We start from the raw sequence: 20,906 nt of genomic DNA on the forward strand, positions 1-20,906 counted from the left end.
CGCAGCGGCATGCACGGCCCACCTGTTGATAACTTCACCGGATATTCATGGTGCGCGTTATCCGCTTTTCGACAAATTCGTATCGCCGTTGCAGGTGCACCGTATCACGCTCATGATTCTTAGCGGATATGGTGATAATAGGGAAGACGGGTGCGGAGCCGCGTGGCTCCAACTCCCGCGTGGTTGCGCCGCCGTATTGGGAGACGCTCCGGTTCATGTAACGAGGCCACTGTAGAACACGACACGTGTCGTGCGACGGGAAGGCCGAACCGGATCGAACGACCCCTTAGCCGGACGACCTGCCTGCAGCGCTCATCAATTCACGATCATCCGCGCTAACGGATGTGATGAGAAGTTGTCCAGGCGATGCCCTACCTGTATAGCAGGTGCGGAGACGTATCGTCCACCCCTTCCCGTTACCTCCGCGAGCGAGGATCGATGTCCCTTCACATCATCCTTCGACAGCCATGCATACCGAATCGCAGGAACGCGCTGGACTACCGACCGAACCGCTCCTGATGGAGAACAAGGATCGCTTCGTCATCTTTCCCATCAGATATCACGACATCTGGCACTTCTACAAGAAGGCCCAGGCCAGTTTCTGGACGGCCGAGGAGATAGACCTCAGTCATGACCTGGGTGACTGGGAACGTCTTACCGACGGCGAACGACATTTCATCTCCCACGTGCTCGCTTTCTTCGCGGCGAGCGACGGCATCGTGAACGAGAATCTCGCCGAGAACTTCCTGTCGATGGTCCAGTATCCCGAGGCGCGTTTCTTCTACGGCTTCCAGATCATGATGGAGAACGTGCACTCGGAAACGTATTCGCTGCTGATCGACACCTATATCCGCGATCCGAAGGAGAAGCATCGTCTGCTCCATGCCGTGGACACCGTACCCTGCGTACGGAAGAAGGCCGAGTGGGCCCTCCGCTGGATCGAACGGGCCGATTTCCAGGAACTCCTGATCGCCTTCGCGGCGGTGGAAGGTATCTTCTTCTCGGGCAGTTTCTGTTCCATCTACTGGATGAAGAAACGCGGACTGATGCCGGGACTCAGCTTCTCGAACGAGCTGATCTCGCGCGACGAAGGACTGCACTGCGATTTCGCCTGCCTGCTCTACAACAACTACGTCGTGAACAAGCTGCCCGAAGAGCAGGTCGCCCGGATCATCTGCGATGCCGTGGAGATCGAGAAGGAATTCGTCACGGATGCCCTGCCCGTCGCCCTCATCGGCATGAATGCCAATCTGATGTGCGACTATATCGAGTTCGTTGCGGACAGATTGCTGGTGGCACTGAATTGTAAGAAACGATACAATGCGAAGAATCCCTTCGACTTCATGGACATGATCTCGCTCCAGGGGAAGACGAACTTCTTCGAGAAGCGCGTCGGCGAATACCAGAAGTCGGGAGTGATGGCCAGCGTGGCAGGCGGCGAGGGCAGGAGCTTCACGCTGGACGAGGATTTTTGACACCACTTACGAAGCATACGAATCATGTACGTTCAGAAGCGCGACGGCAGAATGGAATCCGTGAAGTTCGACAAGATCACTTCGCGGATCGAACGACTGAGCTATGGTCTCGATCGACGCCACGTCGATCCCATCATCGTCACGAAGAAGGTCATCGACGGGCTCTATGACGGTGTCACGACGATCGAACTGGATCAGCTCGCCGCCGAAGTATCGGCCTCGATGATGACGACGCATCCGGATTACGGAATCCTCGCGGCACGCATCGCCGTTTCCAACCTGCACAAGGAGACGCTGAAGTCGTTCTCGCAGACGATGGAGCGGATCCATCGTTACGTCAATCCGAAGACGGGAGAACGTGCCGGTCTGCTGTCGGACGAAGCGTACGACGTCGTACGGACCCATGCCGAAGTACTGGATTCGACGATTCTCTACGATCGCGACTTCTCGTACGACTACTTCGGATTCAAGACGCTGGAGAAGTCCTATCTGATACGTCTCGACGGCAAGATCGTCGAGCGTCCGCAGCATATGCTCATGCGTGTCGCCGTCGGAATCCACTTCGACGATATCGATGCCGTCATGGAAACGTATCGTCTCCTTTCCGAGCGATGGTATACGCATGCCACGCCGACGCTCTTCAATGCCGGTACGCCGAAGCCGCAGATGTCGTCGTGCTTCCTTCTGACGATGAAGGAAGACAGCATCGACGGTATCTACGACACGCTCAAGCAATGCGCGAAAATCTCGCAGTCGGCCGGCGGCATCGGCCTCAGCATCCATGACATCCGCGCAACAAACTCCTACATCAGCGGTACGAACGGTACGTCGAACGGCATCATCCCGATGCTGCGCGTCTACAACGACACCGCGCGCTACGTGGATCAGGGTGGCGGCAAGCGCAAGGGAGCCTTCGCCATCTACCTCGAGCCCTGGCACGCCGACGTCTTCGAATTCCTCGACCTCAAGAAGAACCACGGCGCGGAGGAGCTGCGGGCACGTGATCTGTTCTTCGCCTTGTGGACGCCGAATCTGTTCATGAAGCGCGTCGAGGCCGACGACTACTGGTCGCTGTTCTGCCCACACGAAGCACCGGGCCTCGCGGACTGCTGGGGCGAGGACTTCGAACGTCTGTACGAACGGTACGAAATGGAAGGCCGTGCCCGCAGGCGTGTGAAGGCGCAGGAACTGTGGTTCGCCATCCTCGAAGCGCAGACGGAGACGGGCACGCCCTACATGCTGTACAAGGATCACGCCAACGGAAAGTCCAATCAGCAGAACCTCGGAACGATACGGTCGAGCAATCTCTGTACGGAAATCATCGAGTATTCGTCGCCCGATGAGGTAGCCGTCTGCAACCTCGCCTCCATCGCCTTGCCCAGGTTCGTCGTCGACGGGCGGTTCGATCACGACGTGCTGTTCGACGTGACGAAGACCGTGACCCGGAATCTCAATGCCGTCATCGACCGGAACCACTATCCCGTGGAAGAAGCGAGACGGTCGAACATGCGCCATCGCCCGATCGGCATCGGCGTCCAGGGGTTGGCCGATGTCTTCGTCATGTTGCGTCTTCCGTTCGAGTCCGATGAAGCACAGAGGCTGAATGCGGAGATCTTCGAGACCATCTATCATGCGGCACTGACGTCGTCGAACGAGCTCGCCGAGCGCGACGGTCCATACGAAACGTATGAAGGATCACCGGTATCGAAGGGAGTGCTTCAGTACGACATGTGGGATGCCGTGCCGTCGTCGCGATGGGACTGGGCCTTACTCAAGGAGCGCATCGTACGACACGGTGTGAGGAACTCCCTTCTGGTGGCTCCGATGCCGACGGCCTCCACGTCGCAGATCATGGGCAACAATGAATGCTTCGAACCCTTCACGTCCAACATCTATACCCGTCGTGTTCTTGCGGGCGAGTTCATCGTCGTCAACAAGTATCTTCTCAATGACCTGATCGGCCTCGGACTGTGGAACGAGGGTATGAAGCAGAAGCTCATCGCCGCCAACGGATCAGTCCAGCACATCGACGAGATCCCACTCCACATCAGGGAACTGTACAAGACGGTGTGGGAGATCAAGCAGAGAACGATTCTCGACATGGCCGCGGCGCGAGGAGCCTATATCGATCAGAGCCAGAGTCTCAACATCCATCTGCAGGACCCTACGCCGGCGCGTCTGACGTCGATGCACTTCCATGCCTGGAAGCTCGGTCTCAAGACCGGCATGTACTATCTGAGGACGAAGGCCGCGGCCGACGCCATCAAGTTCACCGTCGACGTGGAAGCGCTCAGGACCGCAGGTACGGATGCAACCGTCATGGAAGCACAGGCATGCCTGATCGACGATCCGGCATGCCTCGCATGCAGTGCCTGAGTTCGACGTCATGCATCGACGATACATGAATACCTGCCTGTGCTTCGTCGATGCGTTCCATAGAGCATCGTACATCCGAACGGACAGGACAACACGAAAAGGATATCGACATGGATCTGCAGCAACGTATCGTTGAATCGGAGACACGCGTCTTCAAGGCCGTCTTTCCCGATACGACCAATCACTACGACACGATGTTCGGCGGTGCCGTTCTCTACATGATGGATGAGATCGCCTTCATCGCCGCGACACGATTCACGCGCATGCGTGTCGTGACGATATCGTCGGACAGGGTCGACTTCAAGCAACCGATACCGGCGGGAACCATCATCGAACTCATCGCGAAGGTCGTACACGTCGGGAACACGAGCCTGAAGATCCAGGTCGACGTCATCGTGGAACAGATGTATTCGCACAGCCGCGAGAAAGCCGTCGGAGGCATGTTCACGTTCGTCGCACTCGACGAGAACAAACGTCCGACGAAGATCCTGACAGGGCAGGACGGCGAATGAACGGGCCGTGTGGAAAACTTTCCATGCCTCGATATGTCGATCGATCCGCCATAGGATATCCATCGCCGCCATTCACCGAGAATCGATGAATGATGAGGTTCTCTTGATGAAGGAGGACGATCATTTGATCGATAGGGTGGTCCAATCCGATCATCGTCGTTGCATGTATGACGTCGACGTCTCGGCCGCATTCGTAGCATGTGTGTTGCTCGTCGTCGCGGCTTGCATCGGGTAATCATGTCTGCCTAATATTGCCGTGCATGGTGCAGGCGATGACATCCGGTGAACGATCCGGTCACATCGCACAGTGATTCATGCTCGATAGACATACCGGCGTTCAACGGTATGCCGGCAATCGAGCTCTCCCGTCTTCGATCCGGTGGACGGGATCGGTGCAGTACACGACATGGCAGGACGAAGCGATCACGAACGACGGTATCGGTCGACCGATGACCGACGATGATTCCATTCTCACCTTTTACCCGGCCACGCAGTCAGTCAGGTCAGGGGATTCTGCGGATCCGTCTGCTGCGTGGCATCATCGGCATGAAAACATCGTGCGATGTTCCATATCGATAGAATCATATGTTCCGGGCGCACGATCCGGAACTGTCCATGATTCCATAGTTTCGTGCATCGTCGGGTGACCATTCATCGCGGGAAACAATGGATCAGCATGTGCTCCTCGTTCGTTCGGACTCCACGAATGCGGACTTCCGGTCCCTCATACTGCATCTCGATCGCGAACTGAGGGACAATGACGGAGACGAAGCGGACTACTACGCCCAGTACAACCAGGTCGACGACATCAGGTATGTCGTCATTGCCTACTACGACGGCGAACCGACGGGCTGTGGCGCACTGAAGCGGTATGACGATGCGGCGATCGAAGTCAAACGCATGTTCGTATCCCGTGAACACAGAGGCAAGGGCATTTCGAGAGCAGTACTTTCCGAACTCGAACGATGGGCCCGGGACCTGGGATATACGTCACTGATTCTCGAAACGGGAAAGACGCAGACGGCCGCCATCGGACTCTACCGTGGATCGGGCTTCCACATCATCCCGAACTACGACCAGTACGTCGGTGTGATCAACAGTGTCTGCATGAAGAAGGATATTCCGTAGCGAACGGTGAATCCGCCGCCGTCAGCGCCCGCCGGTATCCGTCACCCCTTCATCACGAAGGTCTGGCCGATGAAGGCATAGCCGAGCTTCATGTCCGTCGGAGAATCCTTGATCGCCTGGAAGAGGCGCTTGACAGGGGCCTGGAAGGTTTCCGTACCCTGACGGAACGTCATGCAGTGAATGGGAAGGAAGTGCCGGGCCTTCATCATGTTGGCCATGTCGACGGCTTCTTCCGGTGTGCAGTGGACCGAATGCCAGGGCTGATATGCACCGACGGGCATGATGGCCACGTCGATGCCGTCGAGCTGGGCCAGCGTCCTGAAACTCTCCGTGTATGCCGTATCGCCGCCGAAGACGAGGCGTTTGCCGTTGGCTCGCAGGAGGTAGGCATTGTAGCTGCGTCCCGACTTCCCCTGTCCTTTCGATCTGTCCTGCTCCCATGGATATCGCCAGCCGAAGTGTTTCACGGGCAGGGCGTCGAACCGTATTCCGCGAAGCGTGTGCTTCGCGGTCCAGTCCATTTCCTGGATGGACTTCCACGGAAGATGCTCGATGACGTCGCTCGTACGATGAGCCGTGATGCAGTCGATGGTGCCGGGCGAACGCTTCGTGAGGAATTCCAGCGACGGTACGTCCATGTGATCCATATGGGCATGGGACAGCAGGACGATGTCGGGCGTGGGAATGTCGTCGGGCGAGAGGGCCGGCTCCGTGATCCTGGCAGGACCGATGGTCCCGCCGAAGAAGTTGAGACCGATGCGGTCGAAGAGGATCGGATCCGTGAGGATCTTGACACCATGGAAATTGATGAGGACGGTGGAGTGTCCGATCCAGGCGACGGTCAGTTCATCCTCCTTCCATGTCCCGGGGAGTGGTCTGTGTTCCACGGGAGAAGCCTTGGCCCGGGCGGGACCGATGAGGGCCGTGCCTGCGGCGGCCAGGGCGCCACCACCGAACCAGGATCGAAGGAATGAACGGCGTGTAGACGGTTGCATAGGAAGATAGGTGACGAAGAACGAACGGTCTTCATTTGCGGACAAAATGACCGGAGCCGGGGATTGAACGCTATGGGTACTCCCGGCTAAGTTGCCGATCGCCGTATCACCGGGACTGTGATCTCCATGGAAGGGCGATGGTTCCCGGCTGGCACGATACGGATATGAAAGACGGAGCGGGTACGATGCTCCGTCGGAACGATTTCCGGACAGGATCGATGATCATCAAGGTGGACATACATCCGGCCCAGGGGCGGCCGGTATTCCTGCGACGCATGACGGATTCGCATACGGCATGGGTGAGCGACCATCGCTACCTGAACGAGATGCCGACGCCTGGACGTTCCTACAGTGCGCCCATGGTTCACGACGTTCCCGTCTACCCGCCTCCAGCCGGTGCCCTGAAGGTAGCCTTCCTGTCCCACGCCTGTCGCCGCGAACAGGGGCATGGGGGAACCATGGCCATAAGCTGGTTCTACCGGGACCCGGACGGTACGGAGAGGCCCTTGCCGTTCAGCATCCACGGTAGCGACGACGGACCCCGTACGGTACTGGTGCATGCATCGCCGGAGGAGCAAGGCGAGATCGGACTGCATCTCGTAGAGGTCGACTACGAGTGATGGACGGGAACATTCTCCCGTGGTTACGAATACGAAACGTCCGGTGACCGGTCGGTCAATCGAGGCCACCCGTGGCGTAGATTTGCAGTCCAATCAACCACCCATCATTCTGGAGAACCGCTATGACCTCACTGGGCGTCTATCTCAATTTTCCGGGCACGTGCGAGGAAGCGCTGAACTTCTACAAGACGGCATTCGCCGGTGCCGACGTCACGATGCAACGCTTCGGTGAAACGCCGGTCGAAGTGACCGACGAGACCCGCAACCTGGTGATGCATGCCGAATTCAAGGCGGGAGACGTGCACTTCATGGCATCGGACTGCCCCCCGGGGATGGAGTTCAAGCTCGGAACGAACGTGACGTTGAGCCTTCAGGTGGGCGATGCGGATGAACAGACCCGTCTGTTCGATACGCTTTCCCAGGCCGGCAATGTAGGAATGCCCCTGCAGGAAACGTTCTGGGGCGCACGCTTCGGCATGCTGACGGATCGTTTCGGCGTCAACTGGATGCTGAACCATGAACTCAAGAAATAAACGGTTCGATCATCTCGAACGTGAGGAAGGCCTCTCCGGCATTGCCGGAGAGGCCTTCGCGTTTGATGACGGAAGTCGATGGCTATCGTGCGATGACGATGCGCCGTTCGCGGACATGCCCGTTGTCCAGGATACGTACGACGTACGTTCCGTTCGCCAGGGTACGTGCGTCGACGCGGAGGGAGGCCGCTCCCTGGACGGCGGTGGCGAACCGCTGTACGGTCGTGCCCCCGACATCGATGATGACCACGTCGATCCATCGTCCCGTGTCGTCGGGAAGAACGATGCTGAACTCATCACGGGCCGGAACCGGATGAACCTGTATGCCTGCCGCCGTACGATCGTCATCGACCGACGTGGTGACGCGGAGACGAACGGGGAGGAGGCCGAATGTGATCGTTCCGGCATTGCCGGACGTCGGGCCGGCCACGGATTCTCCCGCCGCGATGGCCATGATGGAGTCCGCGATTCCGCCTGTGCGCATTGCGGCGCCGCTGCGGGGCTCGAGTTTGAACGCCGTTTGTGCCATTGCCGTGGAGACGGCCATGACGACGGAAGCGAGCATGAGAAGGCTGCGCATGGCGTCACCGTGCTCGGATGATGTACAGGATGTCGACGACCGTCGATGCTGCGCTCGACGTCGCGACGCTCGACGAATACCCGCTCTGACGATACATGCTGTCGTCCGTCGACGACACGCCGTCGTCGATGACGGCATCGGATGGAGATGCGCCGCGGATGACCATGCCGCGGAGGTCGGGAAGATTGAAGCTGTCGACGTTATCCCCGTTGCCCCATCGTGTGCCGAGCATCCCGAACAGGATGGCGAAGGTCGTACGCGATACGGCACTGCCGTCGCAGGCAAGCCATCCTCCGGGTATCTTGTCCGGAGAGCCGGCGAACGGCACGATGGTACCGATCGGAACACCGTCGATGGAACGTAGTGCCGTGAGAGCCTGGGGTACGGCGCTGATGCGGACTCTGGGCTGGAAGGTCTCATCGCCGGTGCGGACACCGATCCAGTACGTGGTGAAGAAGTCGGGGAGCGGTGGCTGGCCCGGACCGCCGAGAAGGAGATTCATCACTCCCGAGCGAATGGTCGTGCTGATCGTCGCTTCCCATACGGCCGACGGTGCCTCGGCGCCGTCGTACAGGGATACGGTCACGTCGATCGGGCCATCGGGCGGGAACGAACCGTCGGCACGGACGAACTGTCCGGAAACGGAGAACTGCTCCGGGATCTGTGCGGAGGACAGCGCGACCGAGAAGCACAGAACGATGAACAATGTCAGGATCTTCATGGCAGTACTCCTTACCGGGATGAGGACCAGGAGTCCTCGTGGGTGATACCGCCGTTGGTCCACGTCCACGTGATCTTTTCGTACGTGAACGATACTTCTTCCATCGCTCCACTGCTTGGAGTGCGCTGGTTGGAGCCTACGTCGGACCACTGACGTACGCCCACGCAACGGGCGTTGGTGAGGGTGATGGTATAGATCTGGACCATCTGGCCGGTGTTGTTCTGTTCCCAGACCTCCATCATGACGGACGTCAAGACTTCGTTGTCGGTCATCGCCTTCATCAGGAGCGGTGACGACTTGCCGATCTCACGGATGAAGGTGATGGGTTTGTGCTGGCGACGTCCGGTGGCTAGCCCCGAAGAAGCGTCGCGCGGAGACTTGACTTCGTGCTGGTATCCGACGCAGTTCTGCGTTCCCCGCTGCTGCCCGGATTCATCCGGGAATTTCCCCTGTTTGGAACCTTCGATCTTCAGGAACATATCCTGTGCTGCCGTGGACATGCCGTACGATACCAGCAGCACCACGACGATCGTCAGACATCGGCGCATTGCATCCATGATGCATCCCTCCAATTGTAATGAACGAGACTAACCATCCCTCTATCGGGGCTCCCGACGGGGCGATTCTACAAAATGTTCCTGCACATGATGCTGCGGGCTACGATGGCGTGGGGTGTGGTCGTGATTGCCGATGGATCTGCGTTGTCACACGAAAACAGGCAGGTGTATCGTGGCATGATCGACGGAACAGGAACGGTGTCGCGATGCATGTTGGAGAATGCACCCGTGATCCGTAGAATAGGATCGATCCTGATCGGGGGGCGTATTTCTGCGTCCTTTTTCGGCCGGAAGCGTCCAACGTACGACAGACCGCTTCATCATCAACATCCGGAGTCCATCATGGAAAAGTCCTGCGAATGCTCGAATTGTACCTGCAAGAATTGCACGTGTGGAACGTGTTGCATGGGTACTACCACGACGACCTGCTGTTAAAGGAGAACGACGATCATGGATGCAACGGCCAGCTCTTTGTTGACGAATACGGTATGGAAGGACTATCGTTCACGTCTCGTGCGCTTCGTACGATCGCGGGTGCACGACGAACAGGCCGCGGAGGATATCGTTCACGATACTCTCGTGAAGGCGCTCGCGAAGCGGGATACGCTTCGGGACGAGGACCGGATCCTGTCCTGGCTCTTCCAGATCGCCATGAACTCCGTTCGTGATCACTATCGTGCCAAGCGTCCGACGGTGAGCCTCGACGAAGAGTTCGATGTGATGGACGAAGCCGATCCTTCGACGCTCAAGGAGCTGGCCGCCTGCATGGAACACATGATGAATCATCTGCCGGAACCCTATCAGTCCACCATCCGGCGCTCCGAGCTGGACGGTGTGCCGATGCGGGTGATCGCCGAAGAGACCGGTGTATCGCTGTCGGGCATCAAGTCCAGGGTCCAGCGCGGCCGCGCCCAGCTTCGCGACATGATGATGGACTGCTGCAGGATCGAAGCGGGCGAACACGAATGTCGCAATCCCGAATGCAACTGCTCGGCGAAATGATGGGCGGTCTTCGTAGTTTCACCCTACGAACGACCGTATGCTGCATCATATCCGATATCTCTGTATTCTTGCACTGCTCCTGCTGAGCAGCACCACAGCTCAGGGGAGCGATACCGGCAAGACCGGCCACAAGCTCTTCACGGCCATACTGGCCGACCATGTCGACAGGGGCGTCGTCGACTATCCGGCGATCCGCAACGACCGCCGCTTTCACGATTATCTGAAGATGCTGAGGACGATCGATCCCGCCTCGCTTTCGGGGGCCGAGAAACTCGCCTTCTGGCTGAATGTCTACAATGCCTCGACGATCAGGATCGTATGCGACCATCTTCCGCTGAAGAGCATACGGGACGTTCCGGATGTCTGGGACGCGAAGCTCGTCCATGTGAAGGGACGTTCGCTTTCCTTGAACGAGGTGGAACACGACATCATCCGTCCCCTCGGTGATCCGAGGATTCACATGGCCTTGGTATGCGCCGCCAGGAGTTGCCCTCCATTGCGCTCGGAAGCCTACGAGGCGGGCAAGCTCGATGCCCAGCTCGACGACCAGGTGCGCCGGTTCATGGCTGACGGGAATCTGAACGTCATCGACGTCGCCGGGCGCCGTGCAAGGCTTTCCAGGATCTTCGACTGGTACCGCAAGGACTTCGCAGGGGACGATGCGGGGCTCCTGCGATACGTCGCGAAGTATCTGCCCGCGGAAACGGCTGCCGCGATAAGGACTCAGGCCACGGTCTTCACCGTGACGTACCTCGACTACGACTGGTCCCTGAATGGTCGACCCGCCGTTCGATAAACGTGCTGCCTCGAATCAACTCTTTTGTATCTTCATAACTGCGTTTACCACGAATCCGAAAGGGCCGTAATGGCAAGAATGCTACGTACTCTTGCTGGAATGATCCTCGTCGCCGTCGTCGGCAGTGCGACGGCCGAAGCACAGCGACAGGAGCTGCGTGAACCGGCCGAACTCCGGCCTGAAGGTGGCGTACTCCGCACCGAGCTCCGCTGCGCCCTCAGCCCCTTTCAACTCGGCGAGACCACGCTCTCGACCCGTCTCTACAACGGCCAGCTCCCGTCCGCGACGTGGAGGATAAAGGCCGGAGACACCATCAAGGTCCGTCTGATCAACGACATGCCGCCCAATCCGGACGAAGACAGTGCCAGCCTCGGTAACTATCCCCAACGCATCAACACGACGAATCTGCATACGCACGGACTGAACGTTTCGCCGCGTGACAGCTCGGACAACGTCCTGCTCGCCATCAAGCCGGGCGAGAGGTTCGACTACAGCGTCGCCGTCGGCAGGGACCACGCCAGCGGCTCGTACTGGTACCATCCGCACCATCATACGTCCACTTCGCCCCAGGTCATGAGCGGCATGGCAGGCATGATCATCGTCGAAGACGATCCTGCCGTCGCCGAGCCGGGTCTTCTCGCACTCGACGACGTCGTCATGGTCTTCCAGTCCCTGCTCTATGACTCGTTGACCAATACGATGCCCTATCCTACGCGGCTGACGAATCCGTTCACGCCGATCGCCGGCAAGGAGACGCCGATCCTCGTCAATGGCATGCACGAAGCGAAGCTCACGATGCGTCCGGGCGAAACGAAGCGCCTGCGTCTGTGCAATGCCACGAACGAAAGCCAGGTCATGCTGTTCGTACAGAAGCGCTCGCCGGATGGCGTCATCGCCATACCGCAGTTCGAGATCGCCGTCGACGGACTCTACCTTCCCGGCGCACGTACGATGCCGGCCGTCACCGTCGTACCAGGATCGCGTTCGGACGTCCTGCTACAGGCTCCGACGGACATCGTCGAGGGCGAAACGTACTGGCTGGTCATGCGCGAACTCGACAGGTCCTTCAGAACCGTCGAAACCCGCGACCTCATCCAGATCGTCGTCGCAGGCGAAGCGATGACGCCCTACGTTCCCTTCACGTTGCCGGCTCCGATGACGGGCGGCGACATCCGCAGTGAGGAGATCACCGGTACGCGAACGCTGACCTTCAGCATCGGCGATATGAGCGGTATCGGAGAGGATCCGACGATCATCACGCGATCCTTCCTGATCGACAGCACGCCCTACGACCACGACGTCGTGAACATGACGCTGCGCGTGGGCGATGTGGAGGAATGGACGATCCGCAACGTGAGCGACGACTTCCATCCATTCCACATCCACGTCAACGAATTCCAGCTCGTCGAGGACAACGGCCTTCCGCTCGAAGTACCGGAATGGCACGACGTCCTGCTGCTCCGGCCGCAATCGACGTACAAGGTCCGTATGCGGATCGACGACAATTACGGCAAGACCGTTCTGCACTGTCACTTCCTCGCGCACGAGGACTGGGGCATGATGCAGGTCATCGACATCCAGCCGCTGGTAGGTGTCGACGAAACGCAGCCGTGGCAGTCGCCGGAGCTATTCCCGAATCCCGTCGCAGGTCGCTTCAGCACCGTGAAGGTGCGGCTGCCGCAATTCCTCGCAGGTACGAAGACGACGATTCGCGTGGTGGATATCACGGGCGAGATGGTTCTCGTCAAGCAGGTCGATGCGGCCGATGGCGAGCTCGCGACGCTCGAACTCGATGAACTCGGGGCCGGTACCTACTACGTGATGGTCACCAACGGTCCGCGTTATCGCGAAACGACGAAACTCGTCCTGGTACGATAACCATGAAGCTGCTGGTCACGATCCTGATCGTCATCGCGGCATCGTCGTGCATGCATGGACATCTCCATGCGCAGATAGCGGACAAGGTGAAGGCCCTGCACGTCACCGCGGCCGATGGCCACGTCGTATCCGTCGATGCGCTGCTGAAAGGTCGTCCGGTCGTCCTGGTACGGTACATCGGCAACCAATGCCTGCACTGCATACGACAGATACGTCTTCTCGGCGATGCCGCCGCGATATTGCACGAGGCCGGCGCCTACGTCGTGGCAGTCTGTGAGGATCTGCCGGAAGAGAACCGTGAAACGATGGTGTCGATGGACCTCGACACGGCGGTGATCGGATTGTACTCCGATACCGCAGGTGCGGTGGCCGATGCCATCGGAGCCCGCATACGTGAACGCGACGGTTCGGTGACCGAACTCCACAGTACGATCGTCTTCAACGATGCGCATGTCGTGCTCGAACACCATGCCACGGCCCCGTACTTCGATATTCCAAAGATCCTTGCCGCAGTGAGAGCGAAACCATGAAGCTGCGTTACCTCCTGTCCGTTCTCCTGCCGCTGTCCGTCATCGTATCGTTCGCGCAGACGCCCACCACGTTGCCTCTGTTGCGTCCGACCTCGAAGCCATCCTCGTTCCAGGGACAACATCCGGCATCGTTCGCGACGATCGACGACGAACGTTTCGCCCAGGCCCTGAGTCTTCCGATGGGTGCGTCCATGACGATGTCGGTGTCACTGCCGCAACGCGGTGACGTCGTCCTGAACCTGGAGCGGTTCTCCGTGATGGACGATGAGACCGAAGTATGGGCGCGTACGAAGAACGGACGGCAACGTCTGACCCGGCCGGGCAGTGTGCTTCTGCGTGGTACCGTCGACGGCATGCCGCGTTCGAACGTGGTATTGTCCTGCTTCACCGGCTACTGCATCGGATACGTCACGATGTGGAACGGCCCGGCCATGCAGCGATATCTCGTCAATCCTCTGTCCGTCGAGCATCGCCCGGCCACCATGATCGTCTACGACGAGCGGTATGCCGTGCAGCCGCAGCCTTGGATATGCGGGACGGCAGAACCGACGCGTACGGTACCGAACGGCAAATCGGGCGGCGATGGCGTGCAGGCGACGTTGCGCAGGATCAAGCTCGCCCTTGAGGGAGACTACGAATACTATCAGGATCACGGACAGAACGTGAACCGGGCCACGGAGTATGCCGAGGCCGTGATCGCAGCATCGAGCGACATCTACCAGCGCGACGTGTCGGCCACGCTCTATATCGGACAACTGGATATATGGACGACGAACGATCCGTATCCCGGTATCGCTCCGGACGATCTGCTCGTACAATTCCGTGCGGAGTGGCGTACCAGCAGGACGGGCGTCGACCGTACGCTGGCCCATCTGCTGTCGGGCGTCAACCGCATCGGTGGCATCGCCTACCTGGATGCACTCTGCAGCAAGACGTGGGGCTATGGCGTGTCTGGCCTGAACAGCAACATCGACTATCCCGCCGCAGGATATGCGTGGGATACCGATGTGACGTCGCACGAACTCGGACACAACGTAGGCTCGCCGCACACGCATTCGTGTACATGGAATCCGCCCATCGACTCGTGCGTGGCCGCCGAGAGCGGCAACTGCTATGCGGGTACGAAGCCGGTGCTCGGTACCATCATGAGCTATTGCCATCTGACCAACAAGGGAACGTCGCTCGAATTCCATCCGCGCGTCGTGGCCCTGATGGATGGCAAACTGCGGAACGCGGTATGCGTCGGACTTTCGACGAACATGACGGTCGATGCCGGACGCGATACCGCGGTCTGCGGCAGTGCGGCCGTGACGCTGCGCGCGACGGTCACGGGTGGCACGGCACCGTATACGTACATCTGGTCACCTGCAGCGGGTATGACGGGCTCGGCGACATCGATGCCGATCGTGAACCCGGTGGCGACGACGGTCTACATCGTCGAAGTACGCGATCAGTACAACGCATCCGTGAAGGATACGGTCGTCGTTACGGTGAATCCCCCCGTCGACGTATCGCTCGGCGCGGACCAGATGCTGTGCGAAGGAAGTGCACTGCGCCTTTCCGCATCGACGAATTCCGGCATGCCGCCCTTCACGTATCGGTGGTACGCGGGCGACGCCATGCAGGACAGCATCGGTGCGACCTTCACGACGGTACCTGCGATGAACGGGGACTACATCGTGCAGGCCACCGACGCCAACGGTTGTGTCGATGCGGATACGATGCATGTCATCATCAGACCCGCACCTGTCGTGACCATCAACGATCTGCCCGAAGCATGCAGGAGTGAGATGGTGAGGTTGAGGACGAGTGTGCTGTCTGGACTCGGTCCGCTCGCCTATGTGTGGTTCGAGAACGGACGGAAGCTCGTCACCAATACACCCTATCTCGACGTCGCTGCCGATGCGACCATGACGTACCGTGTGGTGGTGACGGACATCAGCGGCTGCGCGGATACGACCGAGTACACGATTCCCGTGCACGATATCCGATACACCGTCACACCATCCGCCCTCCCGATCCCCGCATTGTCTGCATGCGAGGACACCTTCCCCGGTACCATCGTCATCAGGAACGACGGTGCGGATACGATGACGATCGCCATCGATACGACGAAGTCCAGGTATACCGTCATGACATCGTCGATGCTGCCTGCGACCATCGTGCCGGGAGCGGCGCTGACCATGCCCGTCACGATCCGGTTGACGACGACCAGGCAGATTCGTGATACGGTCTGGTTCACCGATGCGGCGTGCGGACGTACCGTTCCGGTTCTCGTTGCTGGTACGGCGGGTAGCGTGTCTCCTTCGGACGACGTCACCGACTTCGGTACGCACATAGAGTGCACAGGGCAATCCCCACGGTCGGTCCATATCGGCGTGGCGAATACCTCTTCCGCCGACGCCGTCATCACCTCCGTCCGTGGCAGTCGACTGGGTACCTTCACGCTTCCCGACGGTCGTGTGAGAATCCCTGCACGCGCCGACGTGCGCTTCATCGCCCTCTTCCGTTCTGTCCTGCCCGCAGGTATCACGATGGATACGCTGGCGGTATCGTTCACGACATCCTCATGCGAACGTAGGTTCGACATGCCGGTTCGCATTACCGCGATCACGGCCCCATATCGGCACGACGATGTCGTGGAGTTCGGAGAACTGACGTCGACGAGCGATGCCGACATCCGCAGAATGACGACGATCGCGACGGATACCGAAGTTCTTCCGGCCGGCGTGATCACAGGAGTCGATATCGAAGGCCCGTTCGTTACGAGTGTCCGCCCCGGACAGGATGTGCGGAGGACACGGCCGCTCGATATCGACATCATGCTGAAGCCATCCCTGGTGACGGGTACGGGAGATATCGAGGGAAGTCTGGATCTGTTCCTCGATTCCTGCGCGGTTCCCCTGCATATCGCCCTCCATGGCAGCATGAGGTCGGTTTCGGTATCGGAAGCCGGAGAGACCGCCCGACCCATGTTCGTGGATATGGCCAATCACCGGCTCGTCGTCACCGCCGGTATGGGGGGTACGGTCAACATCGTGGACATCGTCGGTCGTACGGCCGGATTTGCCGACGTTCCGGCCGACATTCGGCGTGAAGTCGATCTAAGTCATTTGCCGTCAGGTGTATACATCGCCGTCCTCGCTTCACCGGACAGACGTTTCACCCTGCGTTTCATCATCGATCGATGATCCTCGCCATCCGGCCCATAGGGACCGGGCGGACATATCTTCCTATGTTTGCACCCCGACCGACTGGTCGGAATATTGCACACACGAGACAGGAAGATATATGCAACGTCTGGTACTATCGGTACTTGCACTGGTATGCTCTTCGGCAGCCCTGTTCGCACAAGGTACCGTATCGGGGAGAGTGATCGATGCGACGACCGGCCAGCCGATCTACGGCGTGAGAGCCAGGGTCAAGGCCCAGAAGCTGTCGGCATTCACGAACGACGATGGCTGGTTCCGTATTTCCAACGTGAAGGGCGACTCCGTCACCGTGACCATTTCCGGTATGGGATGGAATGACGTCGAACGCAGGATGGGTACGGCGGCACCCGACGAACGTCCGATCCCGGTGACGTCGACGGCGAAGAACGTGGGCGACATCATCGTCTACGGCGCCGCCCGCAGGGCGCAGAAGCTGACGGAAGCTCCGGCCGCCATCAGCACGGTTTCGCCGATGGAGCTCGAACGTGCGTCGTCGCACGGCTCCCTGGCGAAGACGATGGAAACGATGCCCGGCGTGGACGTCGTCCAGTCCGGATCGAACGACTTCAACGTCAATGCCCGTGGCTTCAACAATTCGATCAACCGCCGGACGCTCGTCCTGATCGACGGACGCGACCCCTCCACACCGCTCATCAACCTGAACGAGTGGAACTCGATGTCCAGCATCCTTTCCGACATCGCCTCCATCGAAGTGGTGCGGGGTCCGGGATCGGCACTCTACGGACAGAACGCCTACAACGGCGTGGTCAACATCCGTACCACCGATCCGCGTGACGTACAGGGAACGCGCATCAGCCTGACCGGTGGCGAATGGGAAACGTATCGCGCATCCATCCGCCATGCCGGCACGTTCGGAGACTTCGCGTACAAGATCAATCTCGGTGCATCGCATCAGTTGAACTATTCGCTGACGTCGCGCATGCGCGATTCGTCGAAACCCAACCTCGGTCTCGAATATCCGGGACTGTCCTTCGACGTACGACCGCTCACCGACGAACAGCGTCGTCCGTTCCTCTACGTGGGGACGGCACGCCTGGACTACGACCTCGACCCCACCAGCCGTCTCGTTCTCGAAGGCGGATTCTCCGCCAGTGGTAACGAGATGTACGTCAACCAGACGGGACGCCTGCTCGTACAACGTGTCGAGAAGCCCTTCGCACGTCTGGCCTACAACTCCGAGCACATCAATGTCCAGGGTCTGTGGCAGCGCCGGAATACGCCGAACGCCCAACTGGTGTTCAATGCCGCTGCGACGTCGCTCGAACTTTCCGACGTTCTCGGTATCGATGCCCAGTACAACAACACGGCGATGGATGGTGATCTCCGTTACATCTTCGGAGTGCAGGCGGAGCATCAGGACGTGAGCTCGCCGCTGCAGGGCGATGCCGTGTCGCTCATCAGCCCCGATCGCGTGAAGGCCGACTTCTATGGCGCCTACGGTCAACTCGAATACCGCATCGTACCGACGCTTTCGGCCGTGGTCGCGGCGCGCGTCGATGGTTCGCAATTATTCTCCACGCAGTTCTCCCCGAAGGTCGGACTGGTGTGGGAGCCGATCGCGAAGCAGACGTTCCGTCTGACGCTGAACAGGTCCTTCCTGCGTCCGAGCTATACGGACCTCTATCGCCGTTCGCCCGCAGGTCTGCCCGTCAATCTCGCCCGCGTCGATTCGCTCGTGAACGCAGCCGTATCGCAGGCCGCTGGACGTGAAGTGGATGCCAACCTGAATCTGGGTACGGCAGTGCGTCAGTTCAATCTCGGCAATGCCGATCTGAAGCCTGAGACGGCCCTGTCGCTCGAGCTCGGATACAAGGGCCAGGTGAACAAGGATATCTTCGTGACGGTGGATGCATATTATAACCAGCGCAAGAATCTCATCTCGGCACCGCTCGGCGGTCTCGCTCCGTCGGTCTATGCGCCCATCCGCTCCAACACCGGTGATGCCGGACTGAACCGTATCGGTGATTCTGTGCTGGCTGCGGAACTCGGCAAGATCAACCCCGCCTTCATGTCCCGTCTCGCGACGTACGAAGGTGGTCCCGCACTGGTGATCGCGCCCACGAACATCGCCGTCGTCGACGAATACGGTGTGGAACTCGGAGTGAACTACTACGTCACCAACGAGTTGTTGCTGACCGGTAACTATTCATGGTTGGACATCAACGTCCGTGAAAACGACGTTCCCTCGCAGAAGATCCTGCCGAACACGTCGAAGAACCGCGTGAACATCGGTCTCGAATACAGCCGTCCGAATCAGTTCGACGCCGGCATCATGGTTCGGTATGTCGAAGGCTTCCGCTGGATAGCCGGTCTGTTCGAAGGCAGCGTACCATCCTATACCGTCGTCAACCTCAATGCCGGCGTCTACGTGATGAACGATCTGCGCGTGAGCGTCAACATCTTCAACCTGCTGGACAACTACCACTACGAGATCTTCGGTGGTACGATGCTGCGTCGCCAGGCGACGGCGACGGTCACCTACAGCTTCTGAGCAGACAATCGCTGATACAGTTCGTTCAGCGATTCGTCACTCCTGATACGGTTCATGGCCCACGGTGGCAGCTTGTCGGCTGCCTCGCGGGCCATTTCCATTGCTTCCTCATGTCGTCCTGCGCGCCATAGCACTCCGCCTGCAGCGAAATGACCGAACAGGAAGTCGGCATTCGTGCGGGGAATCTCGCGGGCGATGGCCACGGCGTCGTCCACACGGCCCGTCCGTTCGTACAGTCGTGCGAGGCTGATGCGTGCGGACGAATACGTGTGCTTGGCTCCGATGGCACGAAGGAACCATTGTTCGGCGTGGACGTCGTCGCCGAGGCGAACGAACAGGTCGCCACGATTCCACATCATGGTTTCTTCGTCGGGCATGGCCGACAGGGCCACTTCCGTAACGCGGAGTGCGCCGTGCCAGTCCTCGAGCACGCGATAGTAGGTGATGGCGAGCGAATACGTGGCGAACTTCTCCGGATCGAGTCGTTGCAGTTGCGTCAGCAACGGCTCCACGTCCTGCTCGTCCAGATTCGCCTGGCCACTGCGATGCAGGGCGCACAGGGTGCCGATATAGGATGCCAGCGCTTCCGCATCTTCCACCGAGCCGATTTCCGTACGTGCTTCGCGGATGAGTTCCCAGGCGCGATCGTTCTCGCCCTGCCAGATCAGGCCGTTCGCCACGGACATCGTGATCTCGAAGGAAGCGTCCGCGAGGATCGCATCGAACAACGGTCTGGCTTCGTCCGGCGACGGACGCGTAGCGGCATGCCATGTGCGTACGAGCGGATCGTTCGTTCTGGCCAATGCTTCGTCGAGGATTGCCGCAGCTTCGTCTTCACGCGGTGCATTACTGCGCTGCAGCGCCCATGCGAGGGCGATGTAGGCGCCGGGATTGCCGACGGGATCGAGCTCGATGCTCCTCCTCAGGAACAGTTCCGCCAGATCGACCCGTGCACGCTCCTCCAGCTCGAATCCGGCCTCGAACAATGCACGGGCATCGTTCCAGTGTTCATAGCCGGTGCGGATCAGACCGATGATGGTCGTCATTGCTGGATGGGCTCCCAGATGCCGTGGACGTTGCCGTCCGGATCTGCGAAGTAGGCGAGATGGCCCATGTCGCCGACCGTCATCCTGGGGACGACGATCTTGCAGCCGTTGGCTTCGATGGCGGCGATCGTTTCGTCGATGGAAGCGACGCCGATGGCATTCGTGACGCGCGAGGATTCCGGCGTGCGCTTCATCAGCGCACCGTCGATACCCATTTCGCCTTCCTTGCCTGTGGAAGCGAAGATATAGTCTTCACCGTAGGGCTGGAAGTTCCAGCCGAATACCTTCCGGTAGAAATCCATCGAGCGTTCGAAGTTCTCGACCGGAATTTCGAAATGGACAACGCGACCCATGACCGACCTCATAGAGTGAAATGGAAAAGGGTAATCGTCTTCGTCGTATCGGTGAGATGTATCGTCCGCATCGTCCAGGC

General features: G+C 59.4%; 18 protein-coding genes and 1 other annotated feature. Of the genes, 12 read left to right on the top strand and 6 right to left on the bottom strand.

All coding sequences use genetic code 11. The features are described 5' to 3' along the window. Positions 1 to 75 precede the first annotated feature (75 nt). Positions 76 to 322, top strand: a binding site (cobalamin riboswitch). Positions 323 to 467: 145 nt separating this feature from the next. The 4 genes from BGO89_04220 (at position 468) to BGO89_04235 (ending at position 5,491) form a co-directional block, all read left to right on the top strand. Next, positions 468 to 1,475 carry a ribonucleoside-diphosphate reductase gene (locus tag BGO89_04220; protein OJX60778.1) on the top strand — a complete coding sequence of 336 codons (1,008 nt, stop codon included), beginning with the start codon at positions 468 to 470 and terminating at the stop codon, positions 1,473 to 1,475. A 24-nt stretch (positions 1,476 to 1,499) separates the two neighbouring features. Next, complete coding sequence (locus BGO89_04225) at positions 1,500 to 3,851, top strand: ribonucleoside-diphosphate reductase subunit alpha (GenBank protein OJX60779.1); 2,352 nt, start codon at positions 1,500 to 1,502, stop codon at positions 3,849 to 3,851. Positions 3,852 to 3,961: 110 nt separating this feature from the next. Next, a complete protein-coding gene (locus BGO89_04230) occupies positions 3,962 to 4,363 on the top strand; it encodes an acyl-CoA thioesterase (GenBank protein OJX60971.1) in 402 nt (133 codons plus the stop codon). Between the two features lie 666 nt (positions 4,364 to 5,029). After that, complete coding sequence (locus tag BGO89_04235) at positions 5,030 to 5,491, top strand: GNAT family N-acetyltransferase (GenBank protein ID OJX60780.1); 462 nt, start codon at positions 5,030 to 5,032, stop codon at positions 5,489 to 5,491. Positions 5,492 to 5,532: 41 nt separating this feature from the next. On the opposite strand, the gene BGO89_04240 is transcribed toward BGO89_04235, so the two are convergent. After that, the gene (locus BGO89_04240; protein OJX60972.1) at positions 5,533 to 6,486 is read right to left on the bottom strand and encodes a hypothetical protein; all 954 of its coding nucleotides are present in this window, start codon (positions 6,484 to 6,486) and stop codon (positions 5,533 to 5,535) included. Positions 6,487 to 6,623: 137 nt separating this feature from the next. Between BGO89_04240 and BGO89_04245 the strand changes: the two genes are divergently transcribed. Both BGO89_04245 and BGO89_04250 read left to right on the top strand, forming a co-directional pair. Beyond that, positions 6,624 to 7,106, top strand: a complete 483-nt coding sequence (locus tag BGO89_04245) for a hypothetical protein (GenBank protein OJX60781.1) — start codon at positions 6,624 to 6,626, stop codon at positions 7,104 to 7,106. A 122-nt stretch (positions 7,107 to 7,228) separates the two neighbouring features. Beyond that, positions 7,229 to 7,639, top strand: a complete 411-nt coding sequence (locus BGO89_04250; GenBank protein ID OJX60782.1) for a hypothetical protein — start codon at positions 7,229 to 7,231, stop codon at positions 7,637 to 7,639. Positions 7,640 to 7,721: 82 nt separating this feature from the next. Here BGO89_04250 and BGO89_04255 read toward each other — a convergent pair whose 3' ends face one another. The 3 genes from BGO89_04255 to BGO89_04265 are packed head-to-tail and all read right to left on the bottom strand — an operon-like array spanning position 7,722 to position 9,440. Then, the gene (locus BGO89_04255; GenBank protein ID OJX60783.1) at positions 7,722 to 8,219 is read right to left on the bottom strand and encodes a hypothetical protein; all 498 of its coding nucleotides are present in this window, start codon (positions 8,217 to 8,219) and stop codon (positions 7,722 to 7,724) included. 4 nt (positions 8,220 to 8,223) lie between these two features. Next, the gene (locus BGO89_04260; protein OJX60784.1) at positions 8,224 to 8,940 is read right to left on the bottom strand and encodes a hypothetical protein; all 717 of its coding nucleotides are present in this window, start codon (positions 8,938 to 8,940) and stop codon (positions 8,224 to 8,226) included. Positions 8,941 to 8,951: 11 nt separating this feature from the next. Beyond that, the gene (locus BGO89_04265; protein OJX60973.1) at positions 8,952 to 9,440 is read right to left on the bottom strand and encodes a hypothetical protein; all 489 of its coding nucleotides are present in this window, start codon (positions 9,438 to 9,440) and stop codon (positions 8,952 to 8,954) included. 507 nt (positions 9,441 to 9,947) lie between these two features. Here BGO89_04265 and BGO89_04270 point away from each other — a divergent pair. From BGO89_04270 to BGO89_04295, 6 genes are all read left to right on the top strand, one after another. Further along, positions 9,948 to 10,499: a hypothetical protein gene (locus tag BGO89_04270; protein OJX60785.1), complete on the top strand. Its 552-nt coding sequence runs from the start codon at positions 9,948 to 9,950 to the stop codon at positions 10,497 to 10,499. Positions 10,500 to 10,536: 37 nt separating this feature from the next. After that, positions 10,537 to 11,295: a hypothetical protein gene (locus tag BGO89_04275; protein ID OJX60786.1), complete on the top strand. Its 759-nt coding sequence runs from the start codon at positions 10,537 to 10,539 to the stop codon at positions 11,293 to 11,295. A 99-nt stretch (positions 11,296 to 11,394) separates the two neighbouring features. Next, positions 11,395 to 13,173 (top strand): hypothetical protein, encoded by a 1,779-nt coding sequence (locus BGO89_04280; GenBank protein OJX60787.1) that lies wholly within the window; start codon positions 11,395 to 11,397, stop codon positions 13,171 to 13,173. 2 nt (positions 13,174 to 13,175) lie between these two features. Beyond that, entirely contained in the window at positions 13,176 to 13,703 is a 528-nt protein-coding gene (locus tag BGO89_04285) for a hypothetical protein (GenBank protein ID OJX60788.1), read from the top strand. After that, entirely contained in the window at positions 13,700 to 16,894 is a 3,195-nt protein-coding gene (locus BGO89_04290) for a hypothetical protein (GenBank protein ID OJX60789.1), read from the top strand. Before BGO89_04285 ends, BGO89_04290 begins: the two co-directional genes overlap by 4 nt. A gap of 181 nt (positions 16,895 to 17,075) precedes the next feature. Beyond that, positions 17,076 to 19,427 (top strand): hypothetical protein, encoded by a 2,352-nt coding sequence (locus BGO89_04295; GenBank protein OJX60790.1) that lies wholly within the window; start codon positions 17,076 to 17,078, stop codon positions 19,425 to 19,427. Here BGO89_04295 and BGO89_04300 read toward each other — a convergent pair. Together BGO89_04300 and BGO89_04305 are read right to left on the bottom strand one after the other, a co-directional pair. Beyond that, positions 19,415 to 20,473: a hypothetical protein gene (locus BGO89_04300; GenBank protein OJX60791.1), complete on the bottom strand. Its 1,059-nt coding sequence runs from the start codon at positions 20,471 to 20,473 to the stop codon at positions 19,415 to 19,417. The two genes, BGO89_04295 and BGO89_04300, sit on opposite strands and share 13 nt — an antisense overlap. After that, positions 20,470 to 20,826: a hypothetical protein gene (locus BGO89_04305; protein ID OJX60792.1), complete on the bottom strand. Its 357-nt coding sequence runs from the start codon at positions 20,824 to 20,826 to the stop codon at positions 20,470 to 20,472. Before BGO89_04305 ends, BGO89_04300 begins: the two co-directional genes overlap by 4 nt. Positions 20,827 to 20,906 lie beyond the last annotated feature (80 nt).

This window comes from Candidatus Kapaibacterium thiocyanatum, assembly GCA_001899175.1.
Classification (GTDB): domain Bacteria; phylum Bacteroidota; class Ignavibacteria; order Kapaibacteriales; family Kapaibacteriaceae; genus Kapaibacterium; species Kapaibacterium thiocyanatum.

Excerpts from the sequence above, each read along its gene's own strand:
- BGO89_04220 (OJX60778.1), top strand. The coding sequence starts at position 468 with ATGCATACCGAATCGCAGGAACGCGCTGGACTACCGACCGAACCGCTC.
- BGO89_04225 (OJX60779.1), top strand. The coding sequence starts at position 1,500 with ATGTACGTTCAGAAGCGCGACGGCAGAATGGAATCCGTGAAGTTCGAC.
- BGO89_04230 (OJX60971.1), top strand. The coding sequence starts at position 3,962 with ATGGATCTGCAGCAACGTATCGTTGAATCGGAGACACGCGTCTTCAAG.
- BGO89_04235 (OJX60780.1), top strand. The coding sequence starts at position 5,030 with ATGGATCAGCATGTGCTCCTCGTTCGTTCGGACTCCACGAATGCGGAC.
- BGO89_04240 (OJX60972.1), bottom strand. The coding sequence starts at position 6,486 with ATGCAACCGTCTACACGCCGTTCATTCCTTCGATCCTGGTTCGGTGGT.
- BGO89_04245 (OJX60781.1), top strand. The coding sequence starts at position 6,624 with ATGGTTCCCGGCTGGCACGATACGGATATGAAAGACGGAGCGGGTACG.
- BGO89_04250 (OJX60782.1), top strand. The coding sequence starts at position 7,229 with ATGACCTCACTGGGCGTCTATCTCAATTTTCCGGGCACGTGCGAGGAA.
- BGO89_04255 (OJX60783.1), bottom strand. The coding sequence starts at position 8,219 with ATGCGCAGCCTTCTCATGCTCGCTTCCGTCGTCATGGCCGTCTCCACG.
- BGO89_04260 (OJX60784.1), bottom strand. The coding sequence starts at position 8,940 with ATGAAGATCCTGACATTGTTCATCGTTCTGTGCTTCTCGGTCGCGCTG.
- BGO89_04265 (OJX60973.1), bottom strand. The coding sequence starts at position 9,440 with ATGTCCACGGCAGCACAGGATATGTTCCTGAAGATCGAAGGTTCCAAA.
- BGO89_04270 (OJX60785.1), top strand. The coding sequence starts at position 9,948 with ATGGATGCAACGGCCAGCTCTTTGTTGACGAATACGGTATGGAAGGAC.
- BGO89_04275 (OJX60786.1), top strand. The coding sequence starts at position 10,537 with ATGCTGCATCATATCCGATATCTCTGTATTCTTGCACTGCTCCTGCTG.
- BGO89_04280 (OJX60787.1), top strand. The coding sequence starts at position 11,395 with ATGATCCTCGTCGCCGTCGTCGGCAGTGCGACGGCCGAAGCACAGCGA.
- BGO89_04285 (OJX60788.1), top strand. The coding sequence starts at position 13,176 with ATGAAGCTGCTGGTCACGATCCTGATCGTCATCGCGGCATCGTCGTGC.
- BGO89_04290 (OJX60789.1), top strand. The coding sequence starts at position 13,700 with ATGAAGCTGCGTTACCTCCTGTCCGTTCTCCTGCCGCTGTCCGTCATC.
- BGO89_04300 (OJX60791.1), bottom strand. The coding sequence starts at position 20,473 with ATGACGACCATCATCGGTCTGATCCGCACCGGCTATGAACACTGGAAC.
- BGO89_04305 (OJX60792.1), bottom strand. The coding sequence starts at position 20,826 with ATGGGTCGCGTTGTCCATTTCGAAATTCCGGTCGAGAACTTCGAACGC.